28 protein-coding genes and 1 pseudogene are annotated in these 26482 nt (G+C 59.1%); 12 read left to right on the top strand and 17 right to left on the bottom strand.

Annotation, left to right across the window (positions count from 1 at the left end; translation table 11 throughout):
* From AAAB35_RS24365 to AAAB35_RS24325, 9 genes and pseudogenes are all read right to left on the bottom strand, one after another.
* Window positions 1-128, bottom strand: a pseudogene (locus AAAB35_RS24365) (phosphate starvation-inducible protein PhoH); the annotation flags it as partial.
* Window positions 129-155: 27 nt separating this feature from the next.
* Entirely contained in the window at window positions 156-1595 is a 1440-nt protein-coding gene (miaB, locus tag AAAB35_RS24360) for a tRNA (N6-isopentenyl adenosine(37)-C2)-methylthiotransferase MiaB (RefSeq protein ID WP_340670878.1), read from the bottom strand.
* Between the two features lie 10 nt (window positions 1596-1605).
* Entirely contained in the window at window positions 1606-2451 is an 846-nt protein-coding gene (locus tag AAAB35_RS24355; RefSeq protein WP_340670877.1) for a lysophospholipid acyltransferase family protein, read from the bottom strand.
* Window position 2452: 1 nt separating this feature from the next.
* The gene (gene rimI / locus AAAB35_RS24350; protein ID WP_340670876.1) at window positions 2453-2956 is read right to left on the bottom strand and encodes a ribosomal protein S18-alanine N-acetyltransferase; all 504 of its coding nucleotides are present in this window, start codon (window positions 2954-2956) and stop codon (window positions 2453-2455) included.
* Window positions 2953-3636, bottom strand: coding sequence for a tRNA (adenosine(37)-N6)-threonylcarbamoyltransferase complex dimerization subunit type 1 TsaB (gene tsaB, locus AAAB35_RS24345; RefSeq protein ID WP_340670875.1), 684 nt, complete (start codon window positions 3634-3636; stop codon window positions 2953-2955). Before tsaB ends, rimI begins: the two co-directional genes overlap by 4 nt.
* Window positions 3637-3691: 55 nt before the next feature.
* Window positions 3692-4513 carry a DUF2066 domain-containing protein gene (locus AAAB35_RS24340; protein ID WP_340670874.1) on the bottom strand — a complete coding sequence of 274 codons (822 nt, stop codon included), beginning with the start codon at window positions 4511-4513 and terminating at the stop codon, window positions 3692-3694.
* A 51-nt stretch (window positions 4514-4564) separates the two neighbouring features.
* Window positions 4565-5074 (bottom strand): DUF3859 domain-containing protein, encoded by a 510-nt coding sequence (locus AAAB35_RS24335; protein WP_340670873.1) that lies wholly within the window; start codon window positions 5072-5074, stop codon window positions 4565-4567.
* Window positions 5075-5084: 10 nt separating this feature from the next.
* Entirely contained in the window at window positions 5085-7265 is a 2181-nt protein-coding gene (locus AAAB35_RS24330) for a malate synthase G (RefSeq protein WP_340670881.1), read from the bottom strand.
* Window positions 7266-7369: 104 nt separating this feature from the next.
* On the bottom strand, window positions 7370-9382 hold the full coding sequence (locus AAAB35_RS24325) for a hydantoinase/oxoprolinase family protein (protein ID WP_340670872.1): 2013 nt from the start codon (window positions 9380-9382) through the stop codon (window positions 7370-7372).
* Between the two features lie 151 nt (window positions 9383-9533).
* On the opposite strand from AAAB35_RS24325, the gene AAAB35_RS24320 reads away from it, so the two are divergent.
* Window positions 9534-10493, top strand: a complete 960-nt coding sequence (locus AAAB35_RS24320) for a cation diffusion facilitator family transporter (protein ID WP_340670871.1) — start codon at window positions 9534-9536, stop codon at window positions 10491-10493.
* Window positions 10494-10498: 5 nt separating this feature from the next.
* Here the strand turns inward: AAAB35_RS24320 and AAAB35_RS24315 are convergent, their stop codons facing one another.
* Window positions 10499-11725, bottom strand: a complete 1227-nt coding sequence (locus AAAB35_RS24315; RefSeq protein ID WP_340670870.1) for a DNA recombination protein RmuC — start codon at window positions 11723-11725, stop codon at window positions 10499-10501.
* 113 nt (window positions 11726-11838) lie between these two features.
* Between AAAB35_RS24315 and def the strand changes: the two genes are divergently transcribed.
* The 4 genes from def to truA are packed head-to-tail and all read left to right on the top strand — an operon-like array spanning window position 11839 to window position 14587.
* Entirely contained in the window at window positions 11839-12369 is a 531-nt protein-coding gene (gene def / locus AAAB35_RS24310; protein ID WP_340670869.1) for a peptide deformylase, read from the top strand.
* A gap of 9 nt (window positions 12370-12378) precedes the next feature.
* Complete coding sequence (gene fmt / locus AAAB35_RS24305) at window positions 12379-13308, top strand: methionyl-tRNA formyltransferase (RefSeq protein WP_340670880.1); 930 nt, start codon at window positions 12379-12381, stop codon at window positions 13306-13308.
* Window positions 13305-13802: an N-acetyltransferase gene (locus AAAB35_RS24300; protein WP_340670868.1), complete on the top strand. Its 498-nt coding sequence runs from the start codon at window positions 13305-13307 to the stop codon at window positions 13800-13802. The genes fmt and AAAB35_RS24300 overlap by 4 nt, the downstream gene beginning before the upstream one ends.
* Entirely contained in the window at window positions 13802-14587 is a 786-nt protein-coding gene (gene truA, locus AAAB35_RS24295; protein ID WP_340670867.1) for a tRNA pseudouridine(38-40) synthase TruA, read from the top strand. Before AAAB35_RS24300 ends, truA begins: the two co-directional genes overlap by 1 nt.
* Here truA and AAAB35_RS24290 read toward each other — a convergent pair.
* Window positions 14539-15102 (bottom strand): hypothetical protein, encoded by a 564-nt coding sequence (locus tag AAAB35_RS24290; protein WP_340670866.1) that lies wholly within the window; start codon window positions 15100-15102, stop codon window positions 14539-14541. The two genes, truA and AAAB35_RS24290, sit on opposite strands and share 49 nt — an antisense overlap.
* A gap of 61 nt (window positions 15103-15163) precedes the next feature.
* Window positions 15164-16351, bottom strand: coding sequence for a succinyl-diaminopimelate desuccinylase (gene dapE / locus AAAB35_RS24285; protein WP_340670865.1), 1188 nt, complete (start codon window positions 16349-16351; stop codon window positions 15164-15166).
* 143 nt (window positions 16352-16494) lie between these two features.
* On the opposite strand from dapE, the gene AAAB35_RS24280 reads away from it, so the two are divergent.
* Window positions 16495-17520: a 2-dehydropantoate 2-reductase gene (locus AAAB35_RS24280; protein WP_340670864.1), complete on the top strand. Its 1026-nt coding sequence runs from the start codon at window positions 16495-16497 to the stop codon at window positions 17518-17520.
* Between the two features lie 36 nt (window positions 17521-17556).
* Here the strand turns inward: AAAB35_RS24280 and dapD are convergent, their stop codons facing one another.
* Window positions 17557-18411: a 2,3,4,5-tetrahydropyridine-2,6-dicarboxylate N-succinyltransferase gene (gene dapD / locus AAAB35_RS24275; RefSeq protein WP_340670863.1), complete on the bottom strand. Its 855-nt coding sequence runs from the start codon at window positions 18409-18411 to the stop codon at window positions 17557-17559.
* A gap of 149 nt (window positions 18412-18560) precedes the next feature.
* Here dapD and AAAB35_RS24270 point away from each other — a divergent pair, with 149 nt between their 5' ends.
* On the top strand, window positions 18561-19403 hold the full coding sequence (locus AAAB35_RS24270; RefSeq protein ID WP_340670862.1) for an LOG family protein: 843 nt from the start codon (window positions 18561-18563) through the stop codon (window positions 19401-19403).
* Here the strand turns inward: AAAB35_RS24270 and AAAB35_RS24265 are convergent.
* A complete protein-coding gene (locus AAAB35_RS24265; protein ID WP_340670861.1) occupies window positions 19400-20125 on the bottom strand; it encodes a pyrimidine 5'-nucleotidase in 726 nt (241 codons plus the stop codon). The genes AAAB35_RS24270 and AAAB35_RS24265 overlap by 4 nt on opposite strands.
* 158 nt (window positions 20126-20283) lie before the next feature.
* On the opposite strand from AAAB35_RS24265, the gene AAAB35_RS24260 reads away from it, so the two are divergent.
* Entirely contained in the window at window positions 20284-21039 is a 756-nt protein-coding gene (locus AAAB35_RS24260; RefSeq protein ID WP_340670860.1) for a GGDEF domain-containing protein, read from the top strand.
* A 35-nt stretch (window positions 21040-21074) separates the two neighbouring features.
* Here AAAB35_RS24260 and phhA read toward each other — a convergent pair whose 3' ends face one another.
* Entirely contained in the window at window positions 21075-21908 is an 834-nt protein-coding gene (phhA, locus tag AAAB35_RS24255; RefSeq protein WP_340670859.1) for a phenylalanine 4-monooxygenase, read from the bottom strand.
* A 123-nt stretch (window positions 21909-22031) separates the two neighbouring features.
* On the opposite strand from phhA, the gene AAAB35_RS24250 reads away from it, so the two are divergent.
* Complete coding sequence (locus AAAB35_RS24250; protein ID WP_340670858.1) at window positions 22032-22514, top strand: Lrp/AsnC family transcriptional regulator; 483 nt, start codon at window positions 22032-22034, stop codon at window positions 22512-22514.
* On the opposite strand, the gene argB is transcribed toward AAAB35_RS24250, so the two are convergent.
* Window positions 22515-23414 (bottom strand): acetylglutamate kinase, encoded by a 900-nt coding sequence (gene argB, locus AAAB35_RS24245; protein ID WP_340670857.1) that lies wholly within the window; start codon window positions 23412-23414, stop codon window positions 22515-22517. It lies immediately after the preceding gene.
* A gap of 161 nt (window positions 23415-23575) precedes the next feature.
* On the opposite strand from argB, the gene AAAB35_RS24240 reads away from it, so the two are divergent.
* The 3 genes from AAAB35_RS24240 to AAAB35_RS24230 all read left to right on the top strand — a co-directional run bounded on the left by AAAB35_RS24240 (window position 23576) and on the right by AAAB35_RS24230 (window position 25471).
* On the top strand, window positions 23576-24115 hold the full coding sequence (locus AAAB35_RS24240) for a sigma-70 family RNA polymerase sigma factor (protein WP_340670856.1): 540 nt from the start codon (window positions 23576-23578) through the stop codon (window positions 24113-24115).
* Window positions 24112-24819: an anti-sigma factor gene (locus tag AAAB35_RS24235; RefSeq protein ID WP_340670855.1), complete on the top strand. Its 708-nt coding sequence runs from the start codon at window positions 24112-24114 to the stop codon at window positions 24817-24819. Before AAAB35_RS24240 ends, AAAB35_RS24235 begins: the two co-directional genes overlap by 4 nt.
* A 100-nt stretch (window positions 24820-24919) precedes the next feature.
* On the top strand, window positions 24920-25471 hold the full coding sequence (locus tag AAAB35_RS24230; RefSeq protein WP_340670854.1) for a fasciclin domain-containing protein: 552 nt from the start codon (window positions 24920-24922) through the stop codon (window positions 25469-25471).
* Window positions 25472-25547: 76 nt separating this feature from the next.
* Here AAAB35_RS24230 and yihA read toward each other — a convergent pair whose 3' ends face one another.
* Entirely contained in the window at window positions 25548-26201 is a 654-nt protein-coding gene (gene yihA, locus AAAB35_RS24225) for a ribosome biogenesis GTP-binding protein YihA/YsxC (protein ID WP_340670879.1), read from the bottom strand.
* Window positions 26202-26482: the final 281 nt, after the last annotated feature.

Here is a 26482-nt window from a genome sequence, read left to right as displayed (position 1 = left end):
CGGGCGAGATTTTCATCGAACTGACCGAACAGCGCACTCGCCAGCCGGTTATTGTCAAATGTCAGTACGATATGCGCCAGGTCCGAGGCCCCTGAGGGAGCGGGTTTCAGCTTTTCGGTGGCGTTCAAACGGCTCTCCTAAAGAAGTGTTCAGCCTTATATAGTCCCATTCCTCTCCGAGTTCATCTCCCGCACGCCAATCAGGCTGTTCGTGCCCGTGTCGATGATTCGTACGTTGATAATGTCGCCGATTCGACCGCCGTGTACATCGATAATTACAGGTTGTAACCAGGGGGATCGTCCAACCATCTGTCCGGGCATCCGGCCGACCTTCTCGATCAGCACATCCATGCTTGTCCCGATGAGGCTGCGCTGGAAAGCATATTGCTGCGCGGAGAGCAGACTCTGCAAACGCTGCAGCCGTTCATCCTTCAGGCTTTCGTCGATATGATCCTCCATATCGGCGCCAGGTGTGCCCGGACGCGGCGAATATTTGAACGAATAGGCGGCCGCATAAGTAACGTCACGCACGATCTGCATCGTCGCCTCGAAATCTTCTTCCGTCTCGCCGGGGAAGCCGACGATGAAATCACCCGAGAGGGCAATGTCGGGTCGCGATTGGCGAATACGCTCGATAAGCCGCAAGTACTCCTCGCCGGTGTGCTTGCGGTTCATGGCCCTAAGGATGCGATCCGAGCCGGATTGAACCGGAAGGTGCAGGTAGGGCATCAGGATGTCGAGATCGCGGTGCGATTCGATCAGCGCGTCGTCCATGTCGCGGGGATGGCTGGTGACATAGCGCAGGCGGGCAACGCCGGGGATTTTGGCAAGACGATAGAGGAGTTCGCCAAGACCACACTCGCGTCCGTCAGCCCCTTCCCCATGCCAGGCATTCACATTTTGCCCGAGGAGTGTCAGTTCGCGCACGCCCGCCTCTGCGAGTTTCTCGGCCTCTTTCAAAATCTGAGCGACCGGCCGTGATACCTCCGAACCGCGTGTATAAGGCACAACGCAGAACGTGCAGAACTTATCGCAGCCTTCCTGCACGGTGAGAAAGGCGGTGACACCACGGCTGCGCGTCTGTTCCTTCGGGGGCGCCGGCAGATGCTCGAACTTGTCCTCTATGGCGTATTCGGTCTCGACGACGCGTTCGCCCTGCCGCACACGCGCCAGCGCCTGCGGCAGCCGGTGATAGGTCTGCGGTCCAACCACAAGATCAACGACAGGCGCGCGGCGCGTGATTTCATCCCCTTCCGCCTGGGCGACACAGCCAGCAACGCCAACAGTCAGTTCCCGGCCCTCCCTGGCGCGCGCATCCTTCATCTTGCGCAGGCGGCCGAGTGCCGAATAGAGCTTTTCGGAAGCTTTCTCACGAATATGGCAGGTGTTGATCAGCACCAGATCAGCGTCATCGGCGCTGTCAGTCGCGCTGTAGCCCTCGGCTGCAAGACTGTCAGTCATGCGCTGGCTATCGTAAACGTTCATCTGACAGCCATAGGTCTTCACGTAGACCTTGCGCGTGTTTGGGTGCGCAATCGAATTCGTCGTGGTTCCGGAAGTTGCCTCCGGCTCATGATTGATGCTGATATCGTCCATGGCGAGGCTTCTAGCCGTTTTTGGCCGCCTTGAGAATAGGCTGTTCGCCGCTTTCCTGCGTCCCGACGAGGTCGCGTCCCATTAATGAGGTCTGCACCATACCCCGCACCCGCTCCTCAACCGTGCGCGCCAGGGCCTTGCGGTCGCTCTTGCCGTCGATCACCACCGGCTCGCCGAACCAGACGTCGACATCGACCGCGCCTTCCTTCAAAAGGCCTATCAGGCTGGGCCCCAGTGGCACATCGCCTGGCCAGGCAACGAGCGGGCGATGAGCGCGGCCCATCGGCATGCCGTGAATGCGTGTATAGGCGATCGCGACCGGTTGAACTGTTACTGTTTCCGCATTGGCATCGCGAATTGCAACCTGCGCTGCGCCGAAGAGTGACGTCTTGAACGGCAGCACGCGGTTGCCATCGGACGTCGTTCCTTCCGCAAAAAGCACCATGGCATCACCCGCGGCAAGGCGCAGGGCGATTTCGCTGGCCTGATGATGGGTCTTGCCGCGTTTCTCGCGTTCGATGAACACAGTGCGTTGCAGCTTGGCGAGCATGCCGAAAAGCGGCCACTTTGCTACTTCCGCCTTGGCGATGAAGGCCATTTTTCGCAGCGACCCAAGAATGACGATATCCGTCCACGACGTATGGTTGGCCGTCAGGAGAAGCGGTCGCCCCTTTGCCATATCCCCGTGCACATGTATGCGAAAGCCTAGCAGACGGCACACGGTGCGATGGAAGAGCATCGGGGTCTTCGCACTGGGCCCCAGGCCTGTCTTCAGAAAGATATATTGTACCGGAACCAGTACAAGAATGGTGATGGCGAACCCCGTACCCATCAGGATGAACCGCAACCAGGCCATTCTAGCGCCCCGGCTTGAGATCGCGGCGCATCGTGAATGCCGATGAGCGGCCACTAGCCGTTTCATAATAGCCTGGCCGCTTCCCGACCTGCTTGAAGCCCAAGCGGCGATAGAGAGCGAGAGCCGGGGTATTGAGTTCATCCACTTCCAGGAAGAGCGTGCTGGCACGCGCGTTGTGCAGATGCCGCAGGATCGCATCCATCAACGCATGGCCAAGGCCCTTGCGTTGCGCTGAGGGCGCGACGGCGATGGTCAATATTTCAGCCTCATCGACCACGAGCCTCGCCAGCACGAAACCGCCCGGCTGCGCGCTGCGATTGCCCTCCTCACGCGCTATGAACCCGAAAACATTGTCCTCGACGAGAAGGGCGTGAAAATCATCGTCGCTCCACGGCTGACGAAAGGTCAGGCCGTGAATACTCGCGACCGCGGCAGCATCGGCACGCGCGAGCGGTTCGATGACGAAGCTGCGCGGACGTAGATTGTCGAACGGGAAACCGATCATTCGGTTACCTTCCTCTGCATGACGAAACCCTGCTGCGGCTTGACGTCGAGGCCGCGCAGGTAGAGCGGCTTCGGCGGCTCATCCTGTCCGGCGCTAACCGCACCGAGGCACGCGAAGGCTTCTATACTTCCTGTCGGCATCACCGTGGCAACATCGAATGGCTCCTCGACACGTTCATTGACGAGTGCCGCACCTGAACCGGAAAGCACATAGTCACGCCCTGACAGTTCAGCCAGTATTAGGGGTAAACTTGTCACCATCGGTTCTGACGTTGCGACGCCATCCTTGCCGAAGAATTGCGCATAGACCTCGTCACGACGCGCATTGATGATCGACAGAATTGGTCGGCCGGAAAAAAGTCTGGCTCCGTCATATGCCAAGGCCTGTAACGTGCTGATGCCGACAACCGGGCATTTCAGGGCAAGGGCGAAGCCGCGGGCTGTTGATACGCCAACCCGCACGCCGGTAAACGAGCCGGGTCCGATACTCACGGCAATCCTGCCAATATCGGCAAGTTCGGCGTCTGCGTCGCGCAATGTCTGCTCGATCACGCCCATCAGCCGCTCGGCATGTCCCTTGCCGATATCCTCGCTGACCGCGGCCAGCATGGTGCCGGATTCGACATCCAGAACGGCAACGGAGCAGAGATTGGCAGCGGTATCGAGCGCAAGCAGTTTCATGCGCCGACGCGTAAACAAGAATCAGCCAGCAAACAAGTAGGATCGGTGAGGCCGATCAGTTTGATGGCGTGCCATTGCCCGATAGAACCTGCGCGGCACCCCGCGTGCCACTGCGAAAGGCATCATCGAACCCGACGCCCCTGATCTGCCAGCCATAGGGCTTGCCGCGATAGGCCATGCGCCAATCGGAAATCCACCCGAGCGCCTTGTCGCTCCACTGCAGTGAACCCGCAAGCACCACGTCACCTCCGGCCTTTTGCGTTGCGCGATCAAGTCCGGAGATACCAGCGCTTGGCTCGGCGCTCAGATTGAGCTCGGCGAGTTCCGCCATCGTGGGCAATGCCATGGTCAAGCCCACCCTACCCGCGGATGCGGTCAGGGAGTTCCGCATATCCGGATCACGGAGGCCATCGCTCGCGAGCGCGAACCGATCCTTCCTGCCGATAACGTTGAGAAACACCACGATCCGTGGGCGCGGTTCTCGCCAGGCCGTCCTTCCGAGGGAACGCAACAGGGCATCGATCTTGGCCGGCTCGAAATCCACGGTCAGGTCGTGAGTCCGGTCGTAGGAGCCTTGTTCGTCATGGATCGGCACGCCCGACATTCGATCCCGGTATCGATAGGTAGCTACGAATTCCGCGGCCTGCGGTTTTAATGCGAGCACCTTCGCATCGCGCATAAGCCTTTGATCGCCCGAAACCTTGACGAGCACATCCTCAAAGGCTTGCGCGAGGCCAATTGCCCTATTGGCCTCGCCCTGCCCTGAAACCACAATAGTTGTCCTGTAGAGATCAGGGCTGGCGGCGGTTGCCAGTCCACATGCCAAGGCAATCGCAAAAACGATCCCGCTGCAGATCAGGCTACAAACGCGCGACATTGCCGCGATACCTCCAAGCTCTCGTTCCGGCATATTACAAGAGGCAGCAATTCAGGAAATAGGACAGCTGCCCGTTGAAACGCTGAATGTTTTGGATGCGAGGTTATTGCCTGCGAGGTCGCGTAGCGAAATCGTCCAATGGCCGGGAACCAACTCGAAATTCTCCTCGAACACCCAGCCGGCGTATCGCCGCGCCGAGATCGCACTGTCGGGCCAACTGCTTCGTTGCATCGCCCGTCCGTCCGGGGTCCTTATGAGCGGATGGTCAACCACGACTTTTATCGGGACCACCGATGCCTCGCCTGTATAGGCCGCTCGATAGATGATGCCGAAGCTCGTTCCGATGCAGGCGCGAATATTGGTCGACCGGATCACATCGACCGGTCCTTCGACCAGACGGTTGACGCCTGTCGGCGTGTCCGGTGAAACTTCGGAACCGACTTCCTTTGCGGCGGTCAGCCCCCAATCAACGATTTCGACGGCGGGTTCCTCCGCGGCGCCCGCCGGACCAGTCATCAGGAGGATGACAACAGCAAGGCAGGCGCAGCGGAACGCTTTCATGGGTTCCGGTCTATGCCGCCCTTGCTTTGGCTTTCAACTCAAGGCGGCGGCGATGCAACACTGGCTCCGTATAGCCGTTTGGTTGCGCGCGTCCCTTGAAGACGAGATCGCAGGCCGCCTGGAAGGCTATGGATCCGTCAAAATCGGCGGCCATCGGCTGGTAATGCGCATCGCCAGCGTTCTGTTCGTCAACGATCGCGGCCATCCGCTTTAACGTGTCGAGCACTTGTGTTTCGCTGGCAACGCCATGGTGCAGCCAGTTGGCGATGTGCTGCGCGGAAATGCGCAAGGTTGCCCGGTCCTCCATCAGCCCGACATTGTTGATGTCCGGTACCTTGGAACAGCCGACACCCTGGTCAACCCAGCGCACGACATAGCCAAGAATACCTTGCGCGTTGTTATCGAGTTCGCGCTGGATGTCTTCGGGCGTCCAGTTCGGGCGGGACGCGACAGGGACCGAAAGAATGTCGCTGAGTTTTGCGCGTGTACGTTGCTTCAGCTTCGCCTGTACCTCTGCAACATTGACCTTGTGGTAGTGGATCGCATGCAACGTGGCTGCCGTCGGCGACGGGACCCAGGCGGTATTTGCGCCGGCCTTCGGATGCGCAATCTTCTGTTCGAGCATAGCGGCCATGAGGTCGGGCATGGCCCACATGCCCTTGCCGATCTGCGCGTGCCCGGACAAGCCACATTCGAGGCCGATATCGACGTTCCAGTTCTCATAGGCGCCTATCCAGGAAGCCTGCTTCATATCGCCCTTGCGGATCATCGGGCCCACTTCCATGGAGGTGTGAATTTCGTCCCCCGTCCGATCGAGAAAACCCGTATTGATGAAGACAACGCGTTCCTTTGCGGCGCGGATCGCCTCCTTGAGGTTCACGGTGGTGCGGCGCTCCTCGTCCATGATGCCCATCTTTATCGTATTGGTTTCAAGGCCGAGAAGGGCCTCGACCCGCCCAAACAATTGCGACGCGAAGGCAACTTCTTCTGGTCCATGCATCTTGGGCTTGACCACGTAGATCGAGCCGGCACGGGAATTCATATGACGACCGCCCTTGCCGATATCATGCAGCGCGGCGAGCGCAGTGATCGCGGCGTCCATGATCCCCTCAGGGATTTCGTTGCCCTCGCTGTCGAGAATTGCCGGATTTGTCATGAGGTGACCGACATTGCGGACAAGCATCAGCGAGCGGCCCGGCAATGCCAGCGGCTTGCCGTCGCGGCCCGTATATTCGCGGTCGGGATTGAGCTTGCGGGTAACCGTCTTGCCGCCCTTCTCGAACGTATCAGCCAAATCGCCGTTCATGAGGCCGAGCCAGTTGCGATAGACAACGACCTTGTCTTCCGCATCGACCGCCGCGACGGAATCCTCGCAATCCTGGATCGTGGTGACTGCGGATTCAAGAATGACGTCGGCGATGTGAGCGGGGTCGGTCGTGCCAATCGGATGGTCGGCGTTGATGACGATTTCAACGTGCAAGCCATTCTTGACCAGAAGAACCGAAGCCGGACGCTTTGAATCGCCCCGATAGCCAACAAACTGAGATTGGTCGAGGAGCTCCACATGTCTATCGTCCGCCGTCAGAACGAGCTTGCCGCCATCAATGCTGAGGTCGGTGACATCGGCCCAACGGGCGCCAGCCAGCGGGGCACTCTCGTCGAGAAAGGCTTTCGCCCATGCGATGACCTTCGCACCGCGCGCCGGATTGAATGCCTTGCCTCGCTCGGCACCGTCTTCAGCAGATATTGCGTCGGTTCCGTAGAGGGCATCGTAGAGCGATCCCCACCGCGCATTGGCGGCGTTGAGGGCATAACGGGCATTCATGACCGGCACGACGAGCTGGGGGCCGGCGATGACCGAGATTTCCGGGTCGACATTCTTGGTCGTCACGGCAAACGCCTCGCCTTCCGGCAGAAGGTAACCGATCTGCTTGAGGAACGTCTCGTATTCCTCCTGGCTATATCCGCTGTCGCGCTTCTCCTTGTAGAAGGCGTCGAGCTTCGCTTGGAACGCATCGCGTTTCGAAAGGAGTTCGCGGTTTCTCGGGGCAAGCTCGCTCACGATTTCTGCAAAGCCCGACCAGAATTTGGCGGCATCGACGCCGGTACCGGGGATAGCCTCATCGATCACGAAGTCGTAAAGCTCCTTCGCTACCTTCAAGCCATTGATTTCGATGCGTTCACTCATGATCGGGTCCTCGTCTTTGCGTCATCCTACCCTTGATCACATTGAACCATTCCCCGTCAATTCATCAATAGTGCACAGGATTTGTGCCTTGGTGGATAAAATACAACCTAATGAGCAATGCGTGGACGACCGGACGCCGTTGCGATAAGCACCGCCTCGATGAATTTGCGTTGATCTTCAACCGTTGCGGCACTGATATCCTTCACGACAACGATGTGGGCTTCATCCGTGCCAGCCTCGAGTGCGAGAGCGGAAGCCTGCCGGCGCAAGACGGTTTCAGCAAAGGCGATGGCTTCCTCCTCGAAGGGTAGATCCTTTACCACCTCGCCGGCCATGACCCGGAACACGCCTTCGGCCGGCTGGCTGACATGGGCTTCCACCGAGACCCGCACCTGCCCGACGACTGCACCGAGCGCGTTTGCAACGTCCGTATCGGTCGGAACGACGCATTCTGTGCCAAGCATCGAGCCGACAGCGGGATAATAAACCGGCGCGGACGCGCCGAGGCCGATAAGTGGCCGGTCGATGGCAAGCGTCACTCCGGCAATGCGACCATCACCCGACAGCGCGCGCTGAACGAGGAGGCTCGCGACAGTTTCGGGGCCGTCGAGTTCATCCTCGGCAAATACCGTTTCCAACACAACCTCCGACGAGCGGCGGATCAAGGCGTCGTAGGTGCGATGCGCGACTTCCTCCGGCGTATCGCACAAGGGACGGCCAGCACCATCCTTGCGCCGGGCGTAGAGTATCGCTCCAAAGCGCGCCGCTTCCGCGTTCCAATTATTCTGCAAACCTAGGACGTGGCACGCGTCCGAGGGCGTGAAGCCGGAAACGTGAACCAGACCGCGGGCAACAAGCCGATTGACTGTTGCGGCCTGCGAGATCGATGCGAGAAGCCGGTCGAGCGGCTGTGGATCGTTGGTGATGCGCTCGTAAAGTTCAGCCTCGCTCTTGCTCAAGCCGGACGCCATTTGCGCGGGGACGCCGGTACGCAAGGCGAAACGGCCATCAAGCCGCCCGGCATTGGCCGCCTTGACCTGACGGGCGAGATGCGAAAGCACGCTCTCGCCATGATTGGCGGCGAGCAGCGACAGGGGAACCAGCCGGCGCGGTCCAAGCTTGATGCTCGGCGCCATGGCATTATCGTCGAGCGATACCTCCGAGTCGCCGCCAAGGCCAAAGGTGCGCATCGCCACGGCCTCCACCATGGTGCGAAAGCCGCCGACCGTCGCGCCATTCGGATCAAGCCGCGGACGACCATTGTCGAGCACAGCGACATCGGTTGTCGTGCCGCCGATGTCGGAAACAATAGCATTGTCGAGGCCAGTCATGTGCCGTGCTCCGACCAGACTAGCAGCTGGACCGGACAGGATCGTCTCGATCGGGCGATGGCGGGCAAAGGCAGCGGTGACCAGAGCACCGTCACCCCGGACCACCATCAAGGGTGCGTGGATGCCGCTGCGGTCGAGAAATCCTTCCGTCGCCGCCACGAGCCGGTCGATCATTGCGATCAGGCGCGCGTTGAGAACTGTGGTCAGCGCGCGGCGCGGACCATTCAGCTTCGCCGACAGTTCGTGACTGCAGGTCACCGGGAGTCCGGTCTCATTGCGTATGAGATCACGCACGGCAATCTCGTGTTCGGGGTTGCGGACGGCAAAATAGGCGCAGATCGCAAAGCCGGTGACTTCGCGCGCAAGGCCCGGCAGCGCCTCCAGGAGATCAGCCGTATCGAACGGCTGCGGCCGGCCATAGACGTCGTGACCGCCTGGTATGAAGACGACAGGGTCAGATCCGAGAGCCGACTTGAGATCCGCCTTTTCGAGATCGCCCTGCGAGAATCCGACCATGACGAGCGCGATGCGGCCGCCTTGCCCCTCGACGAGCGCGTTCGTCGCAAGCGTTGTCGACATGGAGACGAGCCGGATATCAGCGGGTTGGATCGACGTTTCCTCGATGATGCGTTCCACCGCGCTGGCGATGCCGACGCTGAGATCATGCCTCGTCGTCAGCGCCTTGGCCTTGGCAATAACGCCATCCCATTCCGACCAGAGCACCGCATCCGTATAAGTGCCGCCCGTATCGATGCCGAGGAAGATTGCCGTTTCAGTCGTGTCTGCCATGATGTCCTGCCTTGTCCGAGGCAGGGTTAGCGCATGACGCCAGCAAGAGCTAGCACCATTCCGACCAAGCGGTGCCGCATGGGAATGTTGAATGCTTGGCGAGGAACCTGTTAATTCCAAGGACGTTTCGTGCGTTACAAGGGAGTATTTGATGGCATCTCAATCCGGAACGCATGCCGGCTCCAGGAAAGTGATCTATGCCGCCATCCTCGGCAACCTCCTGATCGCAGCGACAAAGTTCATTGCAGCCTTTTTCACCGGCAGTTCCGCAATACTGTCGGAAGGCGTCCACTCACTCGTCGACACTGGCAATGGCGCGCTGCTGCTTTATGGCTTGCGGCGCGCGGCACGTCCTGCGGACAAGACCCATCCCCTCGGCCATGGGCGGGAACTCTACTTCTGGAGCTTCATCGTCGCCCTATTGGTATTCGCGGTCGGCGCGGGCGTCTCCTTCTACGAAGGCGTCACCCACATCATGCGTCCCGAACCGGTCGCCAACCCCGTGGTCAACTACGTCGTCCTTGGATTTGCGATGCTTTTCGAGGGAGGGTCATGGTTGGTCGCTTTGAAAGAGTTCCGGACGATGAAGGGCAAGCTCGGCTATGTCGAGGCGGTGCGCGAGAGCAAGGATCCGAGCGTCTTTACTGTGCTCTTCGAGGACACGGCGGCGCTGCTCGGGCTTATCATTGCCTTCATCGCCATTTCGGCGGCGCAGATATTCGATATGCCGGAGCTCGACGGCGTAGGCTCCGTCGGAATTTCCTTCATTCTTGCCACGACGGCGATCTTTCTCGCCCGCGAGAGCAAGGGCCTCCTCATGGGCGAAGCGGCGCTTCCGGAGGTCGAACAGCAAATCCTCGATCTTGCCAACAAGGATCCGGATATTCAGAAGGCCAATGGTGTGTTGACCGTCCATATGGGGCCGAAACAGATCGTCGCCGGATTGAGCGTCGAGTTTGAGGACCATGTCCAGGCGCCGCAGATCGAAGCATGCGTCGAACGGCTCGAAGCTGCGTTGAAGACCGCCAATCCTGATATCGTCACGCTGTTCGTCAAGCCGCAGACCACGGGCACATGGGAGGTCCGCCGCAAGAAGATCGAGGCAGCCTGAGTGGTCTACTCCTCGCCATCGACGACGCGCAGGCGCAACTGGCCTGTTGCCGAAGCCGCTGCGCGACCTGCCTCTGGTTCCTTCGGCGGCGCCTCGGCGAATTCAAGCGCCTCGATCTTCTGGCCGCGTTTGGTGACCTTGCTCGATGAGACGAGAATATCGTCAATATCCTTGTTCGCCTGACCGAAATGCGTTTGCAGGCGACGCACGCGGTCGTCGAGGCGGGCGACATCTTCCATCAGCCGGATGACCTCACCCTGAATGAGATGCGCCTGCTCGCGCATGCGGACATCCTTCAGAACCGCCTGGATCACCTGGATAGACAGCATCAGCAACGACGGTGAGACAATGACGATGCGGGAGCGGTGCGCCTTTTGCACTACGCCTTCGAAATTCTCGTGAATTTCTGCGAAAATTGACTCCGACGGGACGAAAAGGAATGCCGTATCCTGCGTTTCGCCGTTGATCAGGTATTTTTCGGCAACGTCGCGAATATGGACCTCGACGTCACGGCGGAATTGCGCGAGGGCAATCTTTTTGGCCTCCGGATTATCAGCTTCACGAATGGCATTCCACGCTTCGAGGGGAAACTTGGCATCGATCACGAGGTTCGGCGCCCCATTGGGCATGTTGACCACGCAGTCCGGCCGGCTGCCATTGGAAAGGGTCGCCTGGAATTCGTATGCACCTTGCGGTAGTCCGTCGGCAATGATGGCTTCCATGCGTGCCTGGCCAAACGCGCCGCGTGTCTGCTTGTTGGCCAGAATCGCCTGAAGCTGCACCACCTGGCCGGCCAACGCCTGAATATTGTTCTGCGCGGTGTCGATCACCGCAAGCCGCTCCTGCAGCTTTGCGAGATTTTCGTGTGTCGAGCGGGTCTGCTCGGTCATTGTCAGGCCGATTCGACTAGTCATGCCATCAAGGCGCTCGCGGATCGACTGGTTGAGTTCGGCCTGGCGCGACCCGAAGAGTTCCGCCATCGTTTGCATGCGGCCCTGCATCTCCGCCTGGCTCTTCAGGATCTCGCCCATACGAAGCTCAGCATCGCGGGCACGGTCTTCAGCCTGCAGTTCGGCAACAAGCCTAATCTTCGACGAACGCCAGAGGACAACGAGCGCGAAAAGAACCACGCCGGCCGCAACAAGTGCCCCGGCAAGAAGCGCGGTGCCGAGCGAGACGGAACTCGCACCAAGATGAATGAGCGTCTGATCGAACGATATTGATGTTTCCATGCCGCGCAGACTAGCCGATTCGGAAGGCAAATGTGAGATCAAAACAAGAACATTTTTCAAATGAATTTTGCATCGGATTGACGGTTTATGGATGAACTATTAGGTGATGGTGCATGTCTATCAAACCACTTGTCATTCTCCCTGATCCCCTCCTGCGCCAGGTGTCAAAACCAGTCGAACGCTTCGATGCCGATTTGCGCACGTTCGCCGCAGATATGCTCGATACCATGTACGATGCACCCGGCATTGGCCTTGCAGCGATCCAGGTCGGCGAGCCCTTGCGTTTGCTGGTGATCGACCTTGCCAAGGAGGATGAGCCAAAGGCACCACAGACCTTCATCAACCCGCAGGTTCTTTCGTCAAGCGATCGTCGCAACGTCTATGAAGAGGGCTGCCTTTCGATCCCCGATTATTATGCCGAAGTGGAACGGCCGGCCGAGGTGCGTGTCGCCTATTTCGATCTCGACGGCAAGCCGCACGAAGTTGCTGCCGACGGATTGCTCGCCACCTGCCTGCAGCACGAGATCGACCATCTCAATGGCGTCCTTTTCATCGATCACATCTCGCGGTTGAAGCGCGAAATGGTCGTCAAGAAATTCAAGAAGCTCGCCAAGGATCGTCCTCCGAGCCGGCTGGCGGTGTAGGCGATGAGTTTGCGAATCGTTTTCATGGGAACGCCGGATTTTGCCGTGCCCATTCTCACTTCCTTGATCGGACAAGGCCATGAAATCGTTGCCGTCTATAGCCAGCCACCCCGGCCTGCGGGCCGCAGGGGACTGGAAGTAACGCCCTCGCCGGTTCAGCGGAATGCCGAGCAGTTCGGCATTGAAGTCAGGACGCCGGTAAGTTTGAAGAGCCCCGAAGAACAGCAGGCGTTTCGTGATCTCGACGCGGACGTCGCTGTCGTCGTCGCGTACGGCCTGATACTGCCGCAGGCGATCCTCGAGGGCACAAGGCTCGGCTGTTACAATGGTCACGCCTCGCTTTTGCCGCGCTGGCGCGGGGCGGCGCCCATCCAACGGGCAATTATGGCGGGAGATCTCGAGACCGGGATCATGATCATGAAGATGGATGAGGGTCTGGATACCGGTCCTGTCGCCATGGCAGAAAAAGTCAAGATCACGGCCGACATGACAGCGGGCGAATTGCACGACCAGTTGAGCGCATCAGGCGCTGACCTGATGGTGCGCGCCATGGCCGCCCTTGAGCGCGACAGTCTTACCCTGACACCGCAATCCGAAGACGGTGTGACATACGCGTCGAAAATAACCAAGGCTGAGACGCGGATCGACTGGAGCGAACCGGCTATCGATGTCCACAATCGTATTCGGGGGCTTGCGCCCTTTCCCGGCACCTGGTGTGAAATGGAAATTGGCGGCAACGTCGAGCGCATCAAGCTGCTTCGGTCGGTGCTCGCCACCGGTGTCGGCGATCCGGGTACGGTGCTCGACGACAGCCTGCGTATTGCCTGCGGCGAAGGCGCGGTGCGCCTGCGTTCGCTGCAACGGGCCGGGGGCAAGGTCATGGATGGTATCGAGTTCCAGCGCGGTGCCAAGATTGCGCAGGGAACGCTGCTGCCATGACCGGCATTGCGGTTCGAATCGCCAATCCCGATGACCACTTGACGATCTCCAAGCTTCTCAAAATAGCCTTCGGCGGTGCGGAGGAAGCTGATCTTGTCGACAGCCTGCGCCGAGATGGCGACGTCGTGCTCGAATTGGTCGCCGTCAGGCATGGCGATCCCGTCGGGCACATCCTGTTTTCGCGCCTGACCGTCGCAGGCGACGTTGATTTCCCTGCAGTCGCGCTCGCGCCACTCGCCGTTTGCCCTCAGAATCAGCGACGTGGCTTAGGCACGGTGCTGGTAGAGACTGCGCATGAGCACCTCTCGGCCGCCGGTGAACGCTTGTCCGTCGTGCTTGGCGATGCCGCCTATTACGGGCGCTTCGGCTACACCCACGCACGCGCCAACGGCTTTGAAAGCAAGTATCAGGGCGAGCACCTGCAGGCGCTGGCTTTTGGCGAAGCGCCGAGTTCGGGATTGTTGGTCTACGCTCCCGCCTTTGGGGTTCTTTAATGCCTCGCTACAAATTTTTGGTCGAATATGACGGGACGCCCTATGCCGGCTGGCAGCGCCAGGAGAACGGCCATACGGTGCAGGCCGCAATCGAACAGGCCATCTTCAACTTCTGCGGCGACAAGATTTCGCTGGGCGCAGCGGGGCGCACCGACTCGGGCGTACACGCCTGCGCGCAGGTTGCTCATGCAGATCTGTCAAAAAACTGGAGCAGTTCGAAAGTCCGCGAGGCACTTAATGCCCATCTCGTCATAGCCGGCGAAGCGGTCAGCATTCTCAACGTCGAACTTGTCAGCGATGCCTTCGATGCCCGCTTCTCGGCTACGGGGCGCCACTACCTCTACCGCATCGTCAATCGCAGACCGCCCGCCCCGCTCGAGGCACACCGCGCATGGTGGGTGAAAAAGCCGCTCGACGCCGAGGCCATGCACGAGGCGGCACAGCGTCTCGTCGGCACTCATGATTTCACCACCTTTCGCGCCACGCAATGTCAGTCGAAAAGCCCGGTGAAGACACTGGATCGACTCGACGTGACGCGCCGCGGGGAAATCGTCGAGATCAGAGCCTCGGCCCGCTCTTTCCTGCACAACCAGATTCGCTCCTTCGCCGGCACGCTCAACGAGGTCGGCTGCGGGCGCTGGGATGCGGATGACGTGAGCGCGGCCCTTGAAGCGCGCGATCGCAAGGCCTGCGGTCCCGTCGCGCCGCCCTTTGGGCTCTATCTCATGGGCGTTGATTATCCGATCGCAACCGGGTCCGGCAGGGATATGCCGAGCAAGCCCTGAAGCACGACCATCAGGAAAAGCGAGCCAATAATCAGCACGACAAAGAAGGCCGCCGTATAGGCGTACGACTTTTTCAGGGCCACGTGCGTGAGACGGTAGGTCAGTAACATGATGCCGGCATAGAGCAGCAGACTGAGGGCGGTAGTAAAGCCGGGCCAATCCGGCACGATCACCCGAACGATCGTCGCCGGAACCATGAGCCAAGCGCCGATCGCCGTGCCCCAATTGCTCGCCACGACGTAAGGGCTGAAACGTTTGCTGAGGCCCAGCCGGCGGGCGCTGAGGGCAAGGACGATGAGCGGCACGATCCAGGCGGCGAGATCGACGAAGGCAACGCGGCCCATGATCGAGAACCGGTTCCCGGTCTCAGGGCGCAGCGCAATCATGTCATTGGCGAAGATGATCCAGCCGAGAATGAGCGGCGGCAGCGAGATCGTTATTGCGTGAAAGGACTGCCAAAAACCGTCTTCCGAGAAATCGAGCATGTCGAGCCCGTCGGCATGACCGTTCATCATACGCCATGCGCCCCACAAATATCGCTGAGTTTCATCGAAATCCGGCATTATCACTCATGCTCTACGCAAGAAAATCCTCGATGAAGCGTTCATATATCTGGGTAAGCGTTTCAAGATCGGCAATGTCCACGCGTTCGTCAACCATGTGCATCGTCTTGCCAACAAGGCCAAACTCGACGACCGGACAGTAGTCGTTGATAAAGCGGGCGTCAGATGTACCTCCAGAGGTTGAAAGCTGCGGGCGGCGGCCGGTGACCGCCTCAACGGACTTCGTCAGTGTACCAACAAGGTTGTCGTCATGGGTCAGAAACACGTGGCTCGGCCGGTCGCGCCAATTCAAATCGTAGTTCACCGGCACCTTTCGTCCGGGGCGCAACTTGCGCCGCCCGGCTGCCCGGTCGAGCCGGTTGTGTATCTCGGCCATCAGCGTTTCGTCCGTCCAGCTATCATTATAGCGGATATTGAAGGTGGCCGTTGCCTTTGCCGGAATGACATTGACCGCAGGATTGCCGACGTCCATCGTCGTTACTTCGAGGTTGGACGCCTGGAAATCCTTGGTGCCCCGGTCAAATGCCGGATAAAGCAGGCTGTCGAGCAGCGTGACCAGGCCGCGCACCGGATTGTCGGCGAGGTGCGGATAGGCTGCGTGGCCCTGCACACCGTTGACGGTAATCGTGCCGGAGAGCGAGCCGCGGCGTCCGATCTTGATCATGTCGCCGAGGTTGTCAGGGTTGGTTGGCTCGCCGACAATCGCGGCATCCCAACTCTCACCCTTTGCCTTGGCCCATTCGAGCAGCTTGCCCGTGCCATTGATCGAAGGGCCCTCCTCATCGCCGGTAATAAGGAACGAGACAGATCCCTTGAGGTCATTATTTTTCGTCACATGACGCGCTACGGCAGCCACAAAACAGGCAACTCCGCCCTTCATATCCACGGCGCCGCGGCCATACATTTCGCCATTGTGGATGGTGGCCGAAAATGGCGGAAACGTCCAGGCAGCCTCATCGCCGACCGGCACAACATCGGTGTGGCCGGCAAACATCAGGTGCGGCCCGTTACCGGAGCGCCTTGCGTAGAGGTTTTCGACGTCGGGCGTGCCATTCTCGCTGAAAACCGGCCTTTCGACACGGAAGCCGAGCGGCGCGAGCATCGATTCGAGGGCAGTCAACGCGCCGCCCTCCGCCGGCGTAACCGACGGGCAAGCAATGAGTTGGGCGAGGTTCTGTACGGGATCTGTGGCGGATTTCATGCAAGAAGCGATAATGGAAAAGGGCGAACCTGTCACGCACTACTCTGCCGCCGCCAGAAGCACTTCGATACCTGGACTTCCACGCTGGATTGCTGCAACGGCATCTGTTTAAATGCCGCGACCGATCAACTGGGAACAGCATCATGATCGAAAACGAAACCCGTATCGTCATCGCTGGGGCTGGATCAATCGGATGCTATGTGGGGGGATGTCTTGCGGCGGCCGACAAGAACGTCGTCTTCCTTGTGCGGCCGCGCGTTGAAGAGACTCTTCGTGCCGGTGGCCTTAAAATCGTCGATCTCGATGGGTCCGAGCGGCTGATTACGCCCGATCGGCTCCAACTTGCTGTCGATCCAGTTGCTGCGTTCGCGGGGGCGGAGATCGTTCTGGTCACGGTCAAAAGCGGCGCTACCGAGGAGATGGCGAAGCTGATCGCTCACAATGCCCCTTCCAGCGCCGTGGTCGTCAGCCTGCAGAACGGTGTCGACAATGCCAAGGTGCTGCGCCACAATCTTCCCGCAGGCGTTACCATCGCTTCAGGAATGGTACCCTTCAACGTCGTACAGTCGGAATCGGGAGAAGTACCGCTCACCGTGCGGCGAACCACGGAAGGCACCATCCTTGTCGATGACAGGTCCGGAGATATTGCCGACGAGCTGTCGGTCCCCGGTCTCAAGGTTGAGCACAATGCGGACATGCAGGGCGTCCTCTGGGGCAAACTCCTGATGAACCTCAACAACGCGCCCAACGCCCTATCGAACCTGCCGCTGGCGACACAGCTTTCCGATCGCAGCTGGCGGAGGCTGCTGGCGGACCAGATGAGCGAGGGCATCAAGGCACTCAAAGCGCATGGCATCGCGCCCGCAAAGGTACAGGGCGTTCCGCCGGTGCTGCTGCCATGGATTTTGCGCCTGCCCAACTTCCTCTTCGGCATTCTCGCAAGGAAAATGCTCAATGTCGGTCCGCACGCCAGATCCTCCATGTGGGAGGACCTATCACGCGGGCGGCCAACCGAAATCGACTATCTTCAAGGGGTAATTCTCCGCCTGGCTCAGGAGAAGAACATTGACGTGCCGCTGACGCGACGGATCGTCGCCTGCATCAAGGAGGCGGAGGGAAAGCCGCTCCGCTCCCACACGGTCGAGCAAATTCGCAATATGCGCATATGAGGAACGGGGCCGGCGAGCGGGCCCTATTCTGAAGGGTTAATCGCGCAGCAATTCGTTGATCGATGTTTTCGAGCGGGTCTGCTCGTCGACGCGCTTGACGATGACCGCACAGTAGAGGCTGGGGCCGGGTTGGCCGTTGGGGAAAGGCTTGCCTGGAAGCGATCCGGCGACCACAACGGAATAGGGAGGCACTTCCCCGTAGAAGATTTCGCCGGTCGCGCGGTCGATGATCTTTGTCGACTTGCCGATGAATACGCCCATGCCGAGCACCGAGCCTTCGCGCACGATGCAGCCTTCGACAACTTCCGAACGCGCGCCGATGAAGCAATTGTCCTCGATGATGGTCGGTCCGGCCTGCATGGGTTCGAGAACACCGCCGATGCCGACGCCGCCTGAAAGGTGCACGTGTTTGCCGATCTGCGCACAGGAGCCGACGCCCGCCCAGGTATCGACCATCGTCCCCTCACCGACATAGGCACCGAGATTGACGAAGGAAGGCATTAGGATCGCGCCCGGCGCAATATAGGCCGAACGACGAACGATGGCATTCGGGACAGTCCTTATTCCCGCCTTCGCGAATTCAGTCGCGCCCCAGCCGTCGAACTTCGAAGGCACCTTGTCCCACCAGACGGCGCCGCCAGGAGCCCCCTCGATGATACCCATCGGATTGAGCCGGAACGACAGCAGCACGGCCTTCTTCAGCCACTGATTGACCTTCCAGTTTCCATCGCACTGCTTTTCCGCAACCCGCGCCTCGCCGCCGTCGAGCAAGAGAAGCGCCGCTTCGACCGCGTCGCGAATTTCACCGCGTGTTTCGGTATTGATGGTATCGCGTTCATCGAAGGCCTTGTCGATCGTCTGTTCGAGGCTGCTCAGATCGGGCTTGGACATTTTCAAGTCACTCCATTACACGGGCGGTTAAGGCTGATTGCATGGCCTAGTAAGTTAACTCTGTGAGAGGGTCAATCTCAGCGTTACCATGTTGGGCGGCGAATAGATGTCTCAAAGCGTCATAAGCGTCCGCGGGAGGAGAAGTCGAATTGAATACCGATGAAAAAGACAGCTGGACGCCGTTTTCCCATTCGTCCGAAGCGGTGCGCCGCGTCGAAACTGCGCCGGAAACGCCACAGACCCAATCCAGCACCTATCGGCTGGCCTTTGCAGACCCGGAATTCATGACGCGACGCGAGTTGCGCGCAGTCAGATTGCAGCTCGAACTGTTGAAGCCGGAGATGGCGCTCGCCGAGCGGGGCATCCGCTCAACGGTGGTATTGTTCGGGGGTGCGCGCATACCCGAGCCTGGCGGAGCAGCATGGGCGGCGAAGAACGCCACCCAGAAAAAAAACCTTGAGGCCAATTCACGCTACTATGCGGAGGCGCGCAAATTCGCCGAACTCTGCGCGACCTATTCGGCAACGACTTACTATCGCGAATTCGTCGTCGTTACCGGCGGTGGCCCCGGCGTGATGGAGGCCGGCAATCGCGGCGCCTCGGACGTGGGGGCGCCGACGATCGGCCTCAATATCGTCCTGCCGCACGAACAGACGCCCAATCCCTATGTGTCGCCGGACCTCTGCTTCAACTTCCACTATTTTGCCATCCGCAAGATGCACTTCCTGATGCGCGCGAAAGCCATGGCAATATTCCCCGGTGGCTTCGGAACCATGGACGAGACCTTCGAGACGCTCACGCTCATTCAGACGGGACGCATGGAGCGCATCCCGTTCCTGCTATTCGGCAAGTCCTTCTGGGAGAAAGCCATCAATTTCGACTTCCTCGCCGAACAAGGCGTAATTTCACCGTCGGATCGCGAGCTGATTACCTTCGTCGACACGGCCGAGGAGGCTTGGGACGTCATCAAGACGTTCTACAAACTGGACTAGACCGTCTCGCTCATGTTCACTTGTCTCGGCAGTATCGCGTCGAGGAACGAGGCGAGATGGTCGGTGACGTAATCGACGTGATCCGTGTTGCCGGGATCGCGTTCCCATATCTCGGAATAGGTCGGTTCGAAATTGTGCGGAACGATGAGGACCGTGGTCATGCCGAGGGCTTTCGGCACGATCAGATTGCGTGCGAGATCCTCGAACATCACGCAGCTTGCTGCGTCGATCTTGTGCAGTGCGAGAAATCGATCATAGGTCTCGCGCGCCGGTTTCGGCGTCAATTCCGCAGCCCTGATGTCGAAAATGTCATCGAACTGTTCCAGCACCCCAAGCTGACGCGCCGCCCGTTCCGCATGGCCCCGGTCGCCGTTGGTGAAGATGAATTTCCTACCTGGCAGTTGCTTTATCGCAGTCGAGAGCGACGGGTCTGGCACGAGCCATGAATAGTCGATGTCGTGGACCTTCTGCAGGAAATCATCAGGATCGATATCGTAGCGATCCATCAATCCTTTGAGCGTTGTTCCATATTCCTTGTAGAATCGCTTCTGAAGATCGCGGGCATCCGTGTGAGAAAGCTTCAGTAAATCAGCAACATACCCAGTCATCTTGACATCGATCTGTGAAAAGAGATTGGAATGGTGCGGGTATAGCGTGTTGTCCAGATCGAAGACCCAGTCCGTTATATGCGCAAAGTTTAATGGATCAGGTTGGTTTGTCATGCGATTTGATTTCCGCTATCTGTCTGCACGGTGAAGCATCGGGTTTGTTAGTGCGCTTCAATCAATAGACGAAAAAAGCCTTAACTACGACCGATATTAAGTTTTTCGATAACCAGCATTTTCAGCAATTTTTCCTCCATGCATTTTCCAGAGAACCGATGTCCAAAGTCATTTTCAAGTGCATATTGGTGACGATTGTCATGTCCGCATCCTGCGTGGTGATTACCAACGCGATCCGCGACGCGATTCAGGCGCCAGACGGCCTCACTCACTATGTTCCAATCGTCTGTCTACTGCTGATTGCACCACCGATCATCTTCCTTTGCTTGCGCCAATCCGAAAAACTGCGGCGAACACTGACTGAACTCAACGGTGTCATGGCGGAACTCGAAGACACGCATGCCAAGCTGCTCGAGGAGTCCCTGCGGGATAACATGACAGGCCTTCTCAATCGCGAAACGTTCTTCAGCCGTATGGACGAATTGCGCAGGCAGGGGCCGGGCTCCCTGCTCATCGTTGATGCCGACCACTTCAAGAAGATCAACGATACACATGGCCACTACACGGGCGATGCGGCGCTGATAGCGATCGCCCATTGCATCAAACGATACGTTCGTGAAGGGGACTGCGCCGGACGTATCGGCGGTGAAGAGTTCGCCATATTCCTCGGGATCGCGGATGATACGGAGGTCAGCGCCGTTGCCGAGTCCATTCGCGCTGAGGTCAGCGACTTCGAATTGAAATCGGCGGAAGGAGCCCAAGTTCCGCTCAGCGTCCGTATCGGCGGCGTCGCCGGCGTTGCGGCCGGCACGATCAAAGAGCATTTCCGTGCTGCAGACCGAAGGCTCTACGAGGCCAAGCGGCGCGGCCGCAATTGCGTGAGCGTCAAATCCCCGGTCAAAAACACCGCGTGAACACGGTTCTGCGCACTTGGGGTCACGCGCCAACATCATACTGTAACGGGATCGAGCGGCTCCGCGTCCTTCCACCGTGCAATCAAAGCCGGCATGTCGGCCCGTTCGAAGGCGTCGCGCAAGGCCGCAAATGACGGCAGCACGAAATAGGCTCGCTGAAATTTATCGATCTCGTAGCCCGTCCGCATGACGGTCTCGAGGTCGAAGCGGACGTGGTGGGCATCGGGACTGGTTACTGCGAACTGCAATTCGCTGAAAGAGGACATCAGCCCGGCGCCGAAAGCTTTCACGGGCGCCCCCTCTTCCTGCATCAATCCGAATTCGGCCGTGTACCAGTAGAGCCGCGCTGCCAGTTGCTCGCCTCCCATCCTTGAAGCAGCACCGCCCTTGACGCCGTAAAGTTGCATGAAATCGGCAAAGACAGGTTGGCTCAAGATGGGTACATGCCCAAAGAAGTCATGGAACATGTCGGGCTCGACGATGTAGTCGAGTTCCTTCTTCTTGCGCAGCCAGTTGGTGACAGGAAATCGCTTATTCGCGAGATGGTCGAAAAACGGCTCGTTCGGGATCAGGCCCGGTACTGCGACGATTTCCCATCCCGTCATCTTGCGCAATCGGTCGCTGATCTCATGGAAATCCGGAATACGGTCGAGAAGTCCCAAAGCTTCCACGCCGTCGAGATAGCTATGATGCGCAAGCTTTGATGTCAGCTTCGTCTGGCGGTCGCAAAGCGTGCGCCATACCTCCTGATCTTCGTCCGTATAATCATACTGCTGTTCGACCGTAAAGTCGGCATTGCACACCGTGTAGTCGCCGCGCAGCCCCTGTTCGGCACATTCCCGCGCATAGGCTTCAACACTGATCGTCATGACTTTCCTCCTCGATTACAGGTCACCCACCGAGGATACCGTTAAAACGGAAGAGAATTTGACCTAATCGGCTCAAATCGGCATGATTCAAGGTGAAAGATTGGTGAAACTGGAGGAGATCGAGTGACTTTACCTCAATTGAGTGAATTCGAAATCAAAATGCTGCACATTCTTCAAGGGAATGGGCGCGTTGCCATAACCGATCTCGCCCAGATGATTGGACTTTCGACCACGCCGTGCGCGCGCCGTTTCGATCACCTTCAGGAAAGCGGGGTGATCAAGGGTTTTGCCGCTACCATAGATCGTCGCTCGATCGGGCTGATGGTAGAGGTCTTCATTCAGGTCCGCCTCAATACGCACAGCGACGACTCGCCGGAGCGCTTCGTCGCTGAAATTCAACGCATGGACGAAGTATCGTCGTGCTGGACCATGACGGGAGAGCATGATTTTCTGCTGCACGTGATGGTACCGACCGTCGACGATCTCAATGGTTTCGTCATGCATCGGCTCATGCGGCTGAAGGGCGTGCGCGACGTGCACACGCAACTCGTCCTGCAAAACATCAAGGGCCCGGGAAAAATCCCGCTCGAGCACCTTAAGCGCTGATCAGGGAACGATCAGCGTGCCGGCGCCGCGCTCGGTGAAGAGTTCGAGCAGCACTGAATGGGGCCTTTTGCCGTTGAGGATGACGACCCCTTCGACGCCGCGATTGATCGCATCTATGCAGGTTTCGACTTTTGGAATCATGCCGCCTGAAATTGTGCCATCCTTGATGAGCGCCCGCGCCTGGCCGACGGAGAGTTCCTTGATGAGTTCCTTGTTCGCGTCGAGCACGCCGGGAACGTCAGTGAGGAACAGCAGGCGCGATGCCGCAAGCGCACCGGCGATGGCGCCGGCAAAGGTGTCCGCATTGATGTTATAAGTATGGCCGTCGCGTCCGGGCGCGACGGGCGCAATGACAGGGATCATTTCGGAACGGGCAAGAAGGTCGAGCAGCGTCCGGTCGATTTCCACCGGTTCGCCGACGAAGCCGAGATCGACGATCTTCTCAATATTTGAGTCCGGGTCGATCACCGTCTTCTTGGCCTTCTCGGCAAAGACCATGTTGCCGTCCTTGCCGCAGAGACCGATCGCCCATTCGCCTTCGGCGTTGATGAGCGCGACAATCTCCTTGTTGATTGAGCCGGCAAGAACCATCTCGACGATTTCGAGGGTCTTGGCGTCTGTGACACGCAGCCCGCCTTCAAACTTCGATTCAATGCCCATACGCGCTAGCATTGAGGCGATCTGCGGCCCGCCGCCATGGACAACGATCGGATTGATGCCGGACTGCTTCAGCAGGGCCACATCGCGTGCAAAGGCCTTGCCTAGAGCAGCATCGCCCATGGCATGTCCGCCATATTTCACGACGACCGTCTTGTTTTCATAACGCTGCATGTAAGGGAGAGCAGCGGAGAGCAGGTTCGCCTGGATTTCGGCGGTTTGGTCATCGGGCGTGGGGGACATGCGCGGGCTCCGGCTTTGGAAGGACGTGGGTTCTTACCGCCAAAGACGATCCCGGGCAAACATGATTTGGGCTCCACGCCAACGTTTTTGTCGTTCGCCATTGACAGTGCAGCGCACCGGCGGATTTAAATCATGCGAGCGGCAGCTGGAAACGCCCTTGCATGACGCCTGAAGGCATATCGGAACTGATCTCACGCGTCTCGTTGCGGGACCGGGCGGCTTTCGATGCGCTCTATGCCTCGACAAGTGCGAAACTTTTCGGCGTGTGCCTGCGTGTCTTGGGTAACCGTACGGAGGCTGAAGACGCGCTGCAGGACATCTACGTCAAGATATGGAACAAGGCGGATCGGTTCGCCGTTGCAGGCACCAGCCCGATCTCGTGGCTGGTGGCCGTTGCCCGGAACCATTGTATCGATCGATTGCGCGCGCGCAAACGCGTTTCGACGGATCTCGACGAAGCGTCAGACATCGCGGAGCCTTCGGCAAATCCCGAACAGTCCGCCATAGCGGCGGGAGAGGCACGCCGCCTCATCGATTGCCTGGATCAGCTCGATGCCGCGCGCGCGTCGGCAGTGCGCGGCGCCTATCTCAACGGCGACAGCTACGAGTTGCTGGCGCAGCGCCATAAAGTGCCGTTGAATACGATGAGAACCTGGCTACGACGCAGCCTTTTAAAACTGAAGGAATGCCTGGAAGGATGAGCACGACACCACCCGACGACACTGTACCGGACGGCGACGACCTCGTTGCGGCCGAGTACGTGCTTGGCGTGCTCGCGGCCGAGGAACGGCGCGAAGCCGCGCGCCGTATCGAAACCGATCCCACATTCGCGCGCCTCGTGACGCGATGGCAAGAATACTTCGGCGCGTTGGACGATGGGTTCGAGCCGGTGTCGGCACCGCATTATATCAAGGGCCAGGTGGATCATCGTCTCTTTGGAACCGATGCACCGACGCTGGCAATGCCACTGTGGACCAGCCTTGCTTTCTGGCGCGGGCTTGCTCTTGCCGCCCTCGTACTTGCCATGATCGGCTTTGGGCGCGATCTTATCCAGCCCCCTTCCTCGCCGGCGCAATTCGTTGCATCCATGGTTGCCGACAATAGCCCGGTGCGCACCGTCGCCGTCTATGATGAACAGACCAAGCGCCTGAAGGTGACGGTCGTTGCCGGTGACATGCCTCCTGACCGTTCGCTCGAACTCTGGCTGATTGCCGGCAGTGAGGCACCCGTTTCGCTCGGCCTGATGAAATCGCCGCAAGTCACGGAATTCACGCTTCCACAGGCCGTGGCCGCGAAACTGCGTGACGGAACGACGCTTGCCCTATCGGTCGAACCGCTTGGCGGCTCACCAAGTGGCGCACCCACCGGCGCTGTCGTCGCCGCGGGTACTGTCCGCGCAATCTGAACCATTTCCAAAAAATTCAGCGGCCGCTGAAACTTCGCAGTCGGCGCCCTCGTATCTCCATCGACCTCTCAACGGAGGCAATGCAACAGTGGAGATAGAGATGCTACGCAAATCACTGAGCCTGATCGCACTTTCGACGGTCCTGATTGCCGGAACTGCGTTCGCCAAGAATCCGACTGTGGGCGGCGCGCCCATGTATCCCAACAAGAACATCATCCAGAATGCGGTGAATTCGAAGGATCACACGACCCTCGTCGCCGCGGTCAAGGCAGCAGGCCTCGTCGAAACACTCGAAGGCAAGGGACCGTTCACCGTGTTCGCGCCGACAAATGAGGCCTTCGCAGAGCTTCCGAAGGGCACTGTCGAGACACTGCTGAAACCTGAGAACAAGGACAAGCTAGCCAAGATCCTGACTTGCCACGTCGTCGCTGCTGACGCCTCGTCAAAGACCATCATGAAGATGATCGATGACGACGAAGGGACGCATCCGGTCAAGACCGTGGGCGGCTGTGTCTGGATTGCCAAGTACAAGGGCAAGAACCTGACATTAACCGACGAGAACGGCACGGTCGCCCATGTGACGATCGCCAACGTCAAGCAGTCGAACGGCGTCATTCATGTGATCGACAAGGTTTTGCTGCCCAAGATGTAAGCGCAGCAAAATGCGCAGAAGGCATCTGCGCATCTTGCCCCGCGCGATTTCCTAGCCCTAGGTCGTGCGGGGCACTTCAGTTCTCATCGAGCAAAAGCGCGATTGCACCGCGCAATTCATCAAGACCAGCGCCCTTCTCCGACGACGTGGCCAGGATTTCGGGATAGGCTGCGGCGCGCTTCTTGATCGCCTGCGCCGTCTCCTCCATCAGTCGCGGAACGCCTGCCGCCTTGATCTTGTCGATCTTGGTGAGGATGAGCTGATAGGAAACCGCCGCCCGATCAAGAAGATCGAGCACTTCGGCGTCGTTCTTCTTCACGCCGTGCCGTGCGTCGATCAAGACATAGACGCGCTTCAGCGTGGAGCGACCGCGCAGGTAGTCGAACACCAGCCGGGTCCAGGCGTCGACCTGCTCCTTGGGTGCCTCTGCAAAGCCATAGCCCGGCATATCCACGACGGCGATCGGCGGCAGGTCGGCTCCCTCGCCCGAATAGCCTTCCGGAACGAAATAATTGAGCTCCTGGGTGCGGCCCGGCGTATTCGATGTGCGCGCCAGCTTCTGGCCAAGGATCGCATTGATTAGTGACGACTTGCCGACATTGGATCGGCCGGCGAAAGCGATTTCGAGCGGCCCTTCGGGCGGCAGGAACTTCATTGACGGAACACCGCGAATGAAAACCCATCCTTGCGCGAAGAGCATCCTGCCCTTCTCGATCATCTCATTCGTCATGTCCTCGGGCTCAGTCACGTCTTTTTCCGTTCGTTGCATGTGCGGCTTGTCTGCAATCAAGGTTTATCTTGGCCTTGTCAACCGGCACAAAACAAAGCCCCCGGACAGTGCCGGGGGCTCGATGGCGCGTGAAACAGGCGGCTACTCCGCTGGTTTTGGTTTTTTCTTGAATATGCCGGCGAGGTTGTCCCACAGCTCGACCTTTACACCCTGGCGCTTCATGATGATGCCTTGCTGGATGATCGAAAGCGTGTTGTTCCATGCCCAGTAGATCACGAGAC

Source organism: Phyllobacterium sp. (assembly GCF_037994425.1).
In the GTDB taxonomy this organism is placed as follows: domain Bacteria; phylum Pseudomonadota; class Alphaproteobacteria; order Rhizobiales; family Rhizobiaceae; genus Phyllobacterium.
The sequence above is the reverse complement of the archived record's forward strand: the minus strand, read 5'-3'. Positions and strand labels throughout refer to the sequence as shown.

What these genes read in the sequence shown, in the direction of transcription:
- miaB (WP_340670878.1), bottom strand. Translation starts at nt 1,595, where the DNA reads ATGGACGATATCAGCATCAATCATGAGCCGGAGGCAACTTCCGGAACC.
- AAAB35_RS24355 (WP_340670877.1), bottom strand. Translation starts at nt 2,451, where the DNA reads ATGGCCTGGTTGCGGTTCATCCTGATGGGTACGGGGTTCGCCATCACC.
- rimI (WP_340670876.1), bottom strand. Translation starts at nt 2,956, where the DNA reads ATGATCGGTTTCCCGTTCGACAATCTACGTCCGCGCAGCTTCGTCATC.
- tsaB (WP_340670875.1), bottom strand. Translation starts at nt 3,636, where the DNA reads ATGAAACTGCTTGCGCTCGATACCGCTGCCAATCTCTGCTCCGTTGCC.
- AAAB35_RS24340 (WP_340670874.1), bottom strand. Translation starts at nt 4,513, where the DNA reads ATGTCGCGCGTTTGTAGCCTGATCTGCAGCGGGATCGTTTTTGCGATT.
- AAAB35_RS24335 (WP_340670873.1), bottom strand. Translation starts at nt 5,074, where the DNA reads ATGAAAGCGTTCCGCTGCGCCTGCCTTGCTGTTGTCATCCTCCTGATG.
- AAAB35_RS24325 (WP_340670872.1), bottom strand. Translation starts at nt 9,382, where the DNA reads ATGGCAGACACGACTGAAACGGCAATCTTCCTCGGCATCGATACGGGC.
- AAAB35_RS24320 (WP_340670871.1), top strand. Translation starts at nt 9,534, where the DNA reads ATGGCATCTCAATCCGGAACGCATGCCGGCTCCAGGAAAGTGATCTAT.
- AAAB35_RS24315 (WP_340670870.1), bottom strand. Translation starts at nt 11,725, where the DNA reads ATGGAAACATCAATATCGTTCGATCAGACGCTCATTCATCTTGGTGCG.
- def (WP_340670869.1), top strand. Translation starts at nt 11,839, where the DNA reads ATGTCTATCAAACCACTTGTCATTCTCCCTGATCCCCTCCTGCGCCAG.
- AAAB35_RS24300 (WP_340670868.1), top strand. Translation starts at nt 13,305, where the DNA reads ATGACCGGCATTGCGGTTCGAATCGCCAATCCCGATGACCACTTGACG.
- truA (WP_340670867.1), top strand. Translation starts at nt 13,802, where the DNA reads ATGCCTCGCTACAAATTTTTGGTCGAATATGACGGGACGCCCTATGCC.
- AAAB35_RS24290 (WP_340670866.1), bottom strand. Translation starts at nt 15,102, where the DNA reads ATGATGAACGGTCATGCCGACGGGCTCGACATGCTCGATTTCTCGGAA.
- dapE (WP_340670865.1), bottom strand. Translation starts at nt 16,351, where the DNA reads ATGAAATCCGCCACAGATCCCGTACAGAACCTCGCCCAACTCATTGCT.
- AAAB35_RS24280 (WP_340670864.1), top strand. Translation starts at nt 16,495, where the DNA reads ATGATCGAAAACGAAACCCGTATCGTCATCGCTGGGGCTGGATCAATC.
- dapD (WP_340670863.1), bottom strand. Translation starts at nt 18,411, where the DNA reads ATGTCCAAGCCCGATCTGAGCAGCCTCGAACAGACGATCGACAAGGCC.
- AAAB35_RS24265 (WP_340670861.1), bottom strand. Translation starts at nt 20,125, where the DNA reads ATGACAAACCAACCTGATCCATTAAACTTTGCGCATATAACGGACTGG.
- AAAB35_RS24260 (WP_340670860.1), top strand. Translation starts at nt 20,284, where the DNA reads ATGTCCAAAGTCATTTTCAAGTGCATATTGGTGACGATTGTCATGTCC.
- phhA (WP_340670859.1), bottom strand. Translation starts at nt 21,908, where the DNA reads ATGACGATCAGTGTTGAAGCCTATGCGCGGGAATGTGCCGAACAGGGG.
- argB (WP_340670857.1), bottom strand. Translation starts at nt 23,414, where the DNA reads ATGTCCCCCACGCCCGATGACCAAACCGCCGAAATCCAGGCGAACCTG.
- AAAB35_RS24240 (WP_340670856.1), top strand. Translation starts at nt 23,576, where the DNA reads ATGACGCCTGAAGGCATATCGGAACTGATCTCACGCGTCTCGTTGCGG.
- AAAB35_RS24235 (WP_340670855.1), top strand. Translation starts at nt 24,112, where the DNA reads ATGAGCACGACACCACCCGACGACACTGTACCGGACGGCGACGACCTC.
- AAAB35_RS24230 (WP_340670854.1), top strand. Translation starts at nt 24,920, where the DNA reads ATGCTACGCAAATCACTGAGCCTGATCGCACTTTCGACGGTCCTGATT.
- yihA (WP_340670879.1), bottom strand. Translation starts at nt 26,201, where the DNA reads ATGACGAATGAGATGATCGAGAAGGGCAGGATGCTCTTCGCGCAAGGA.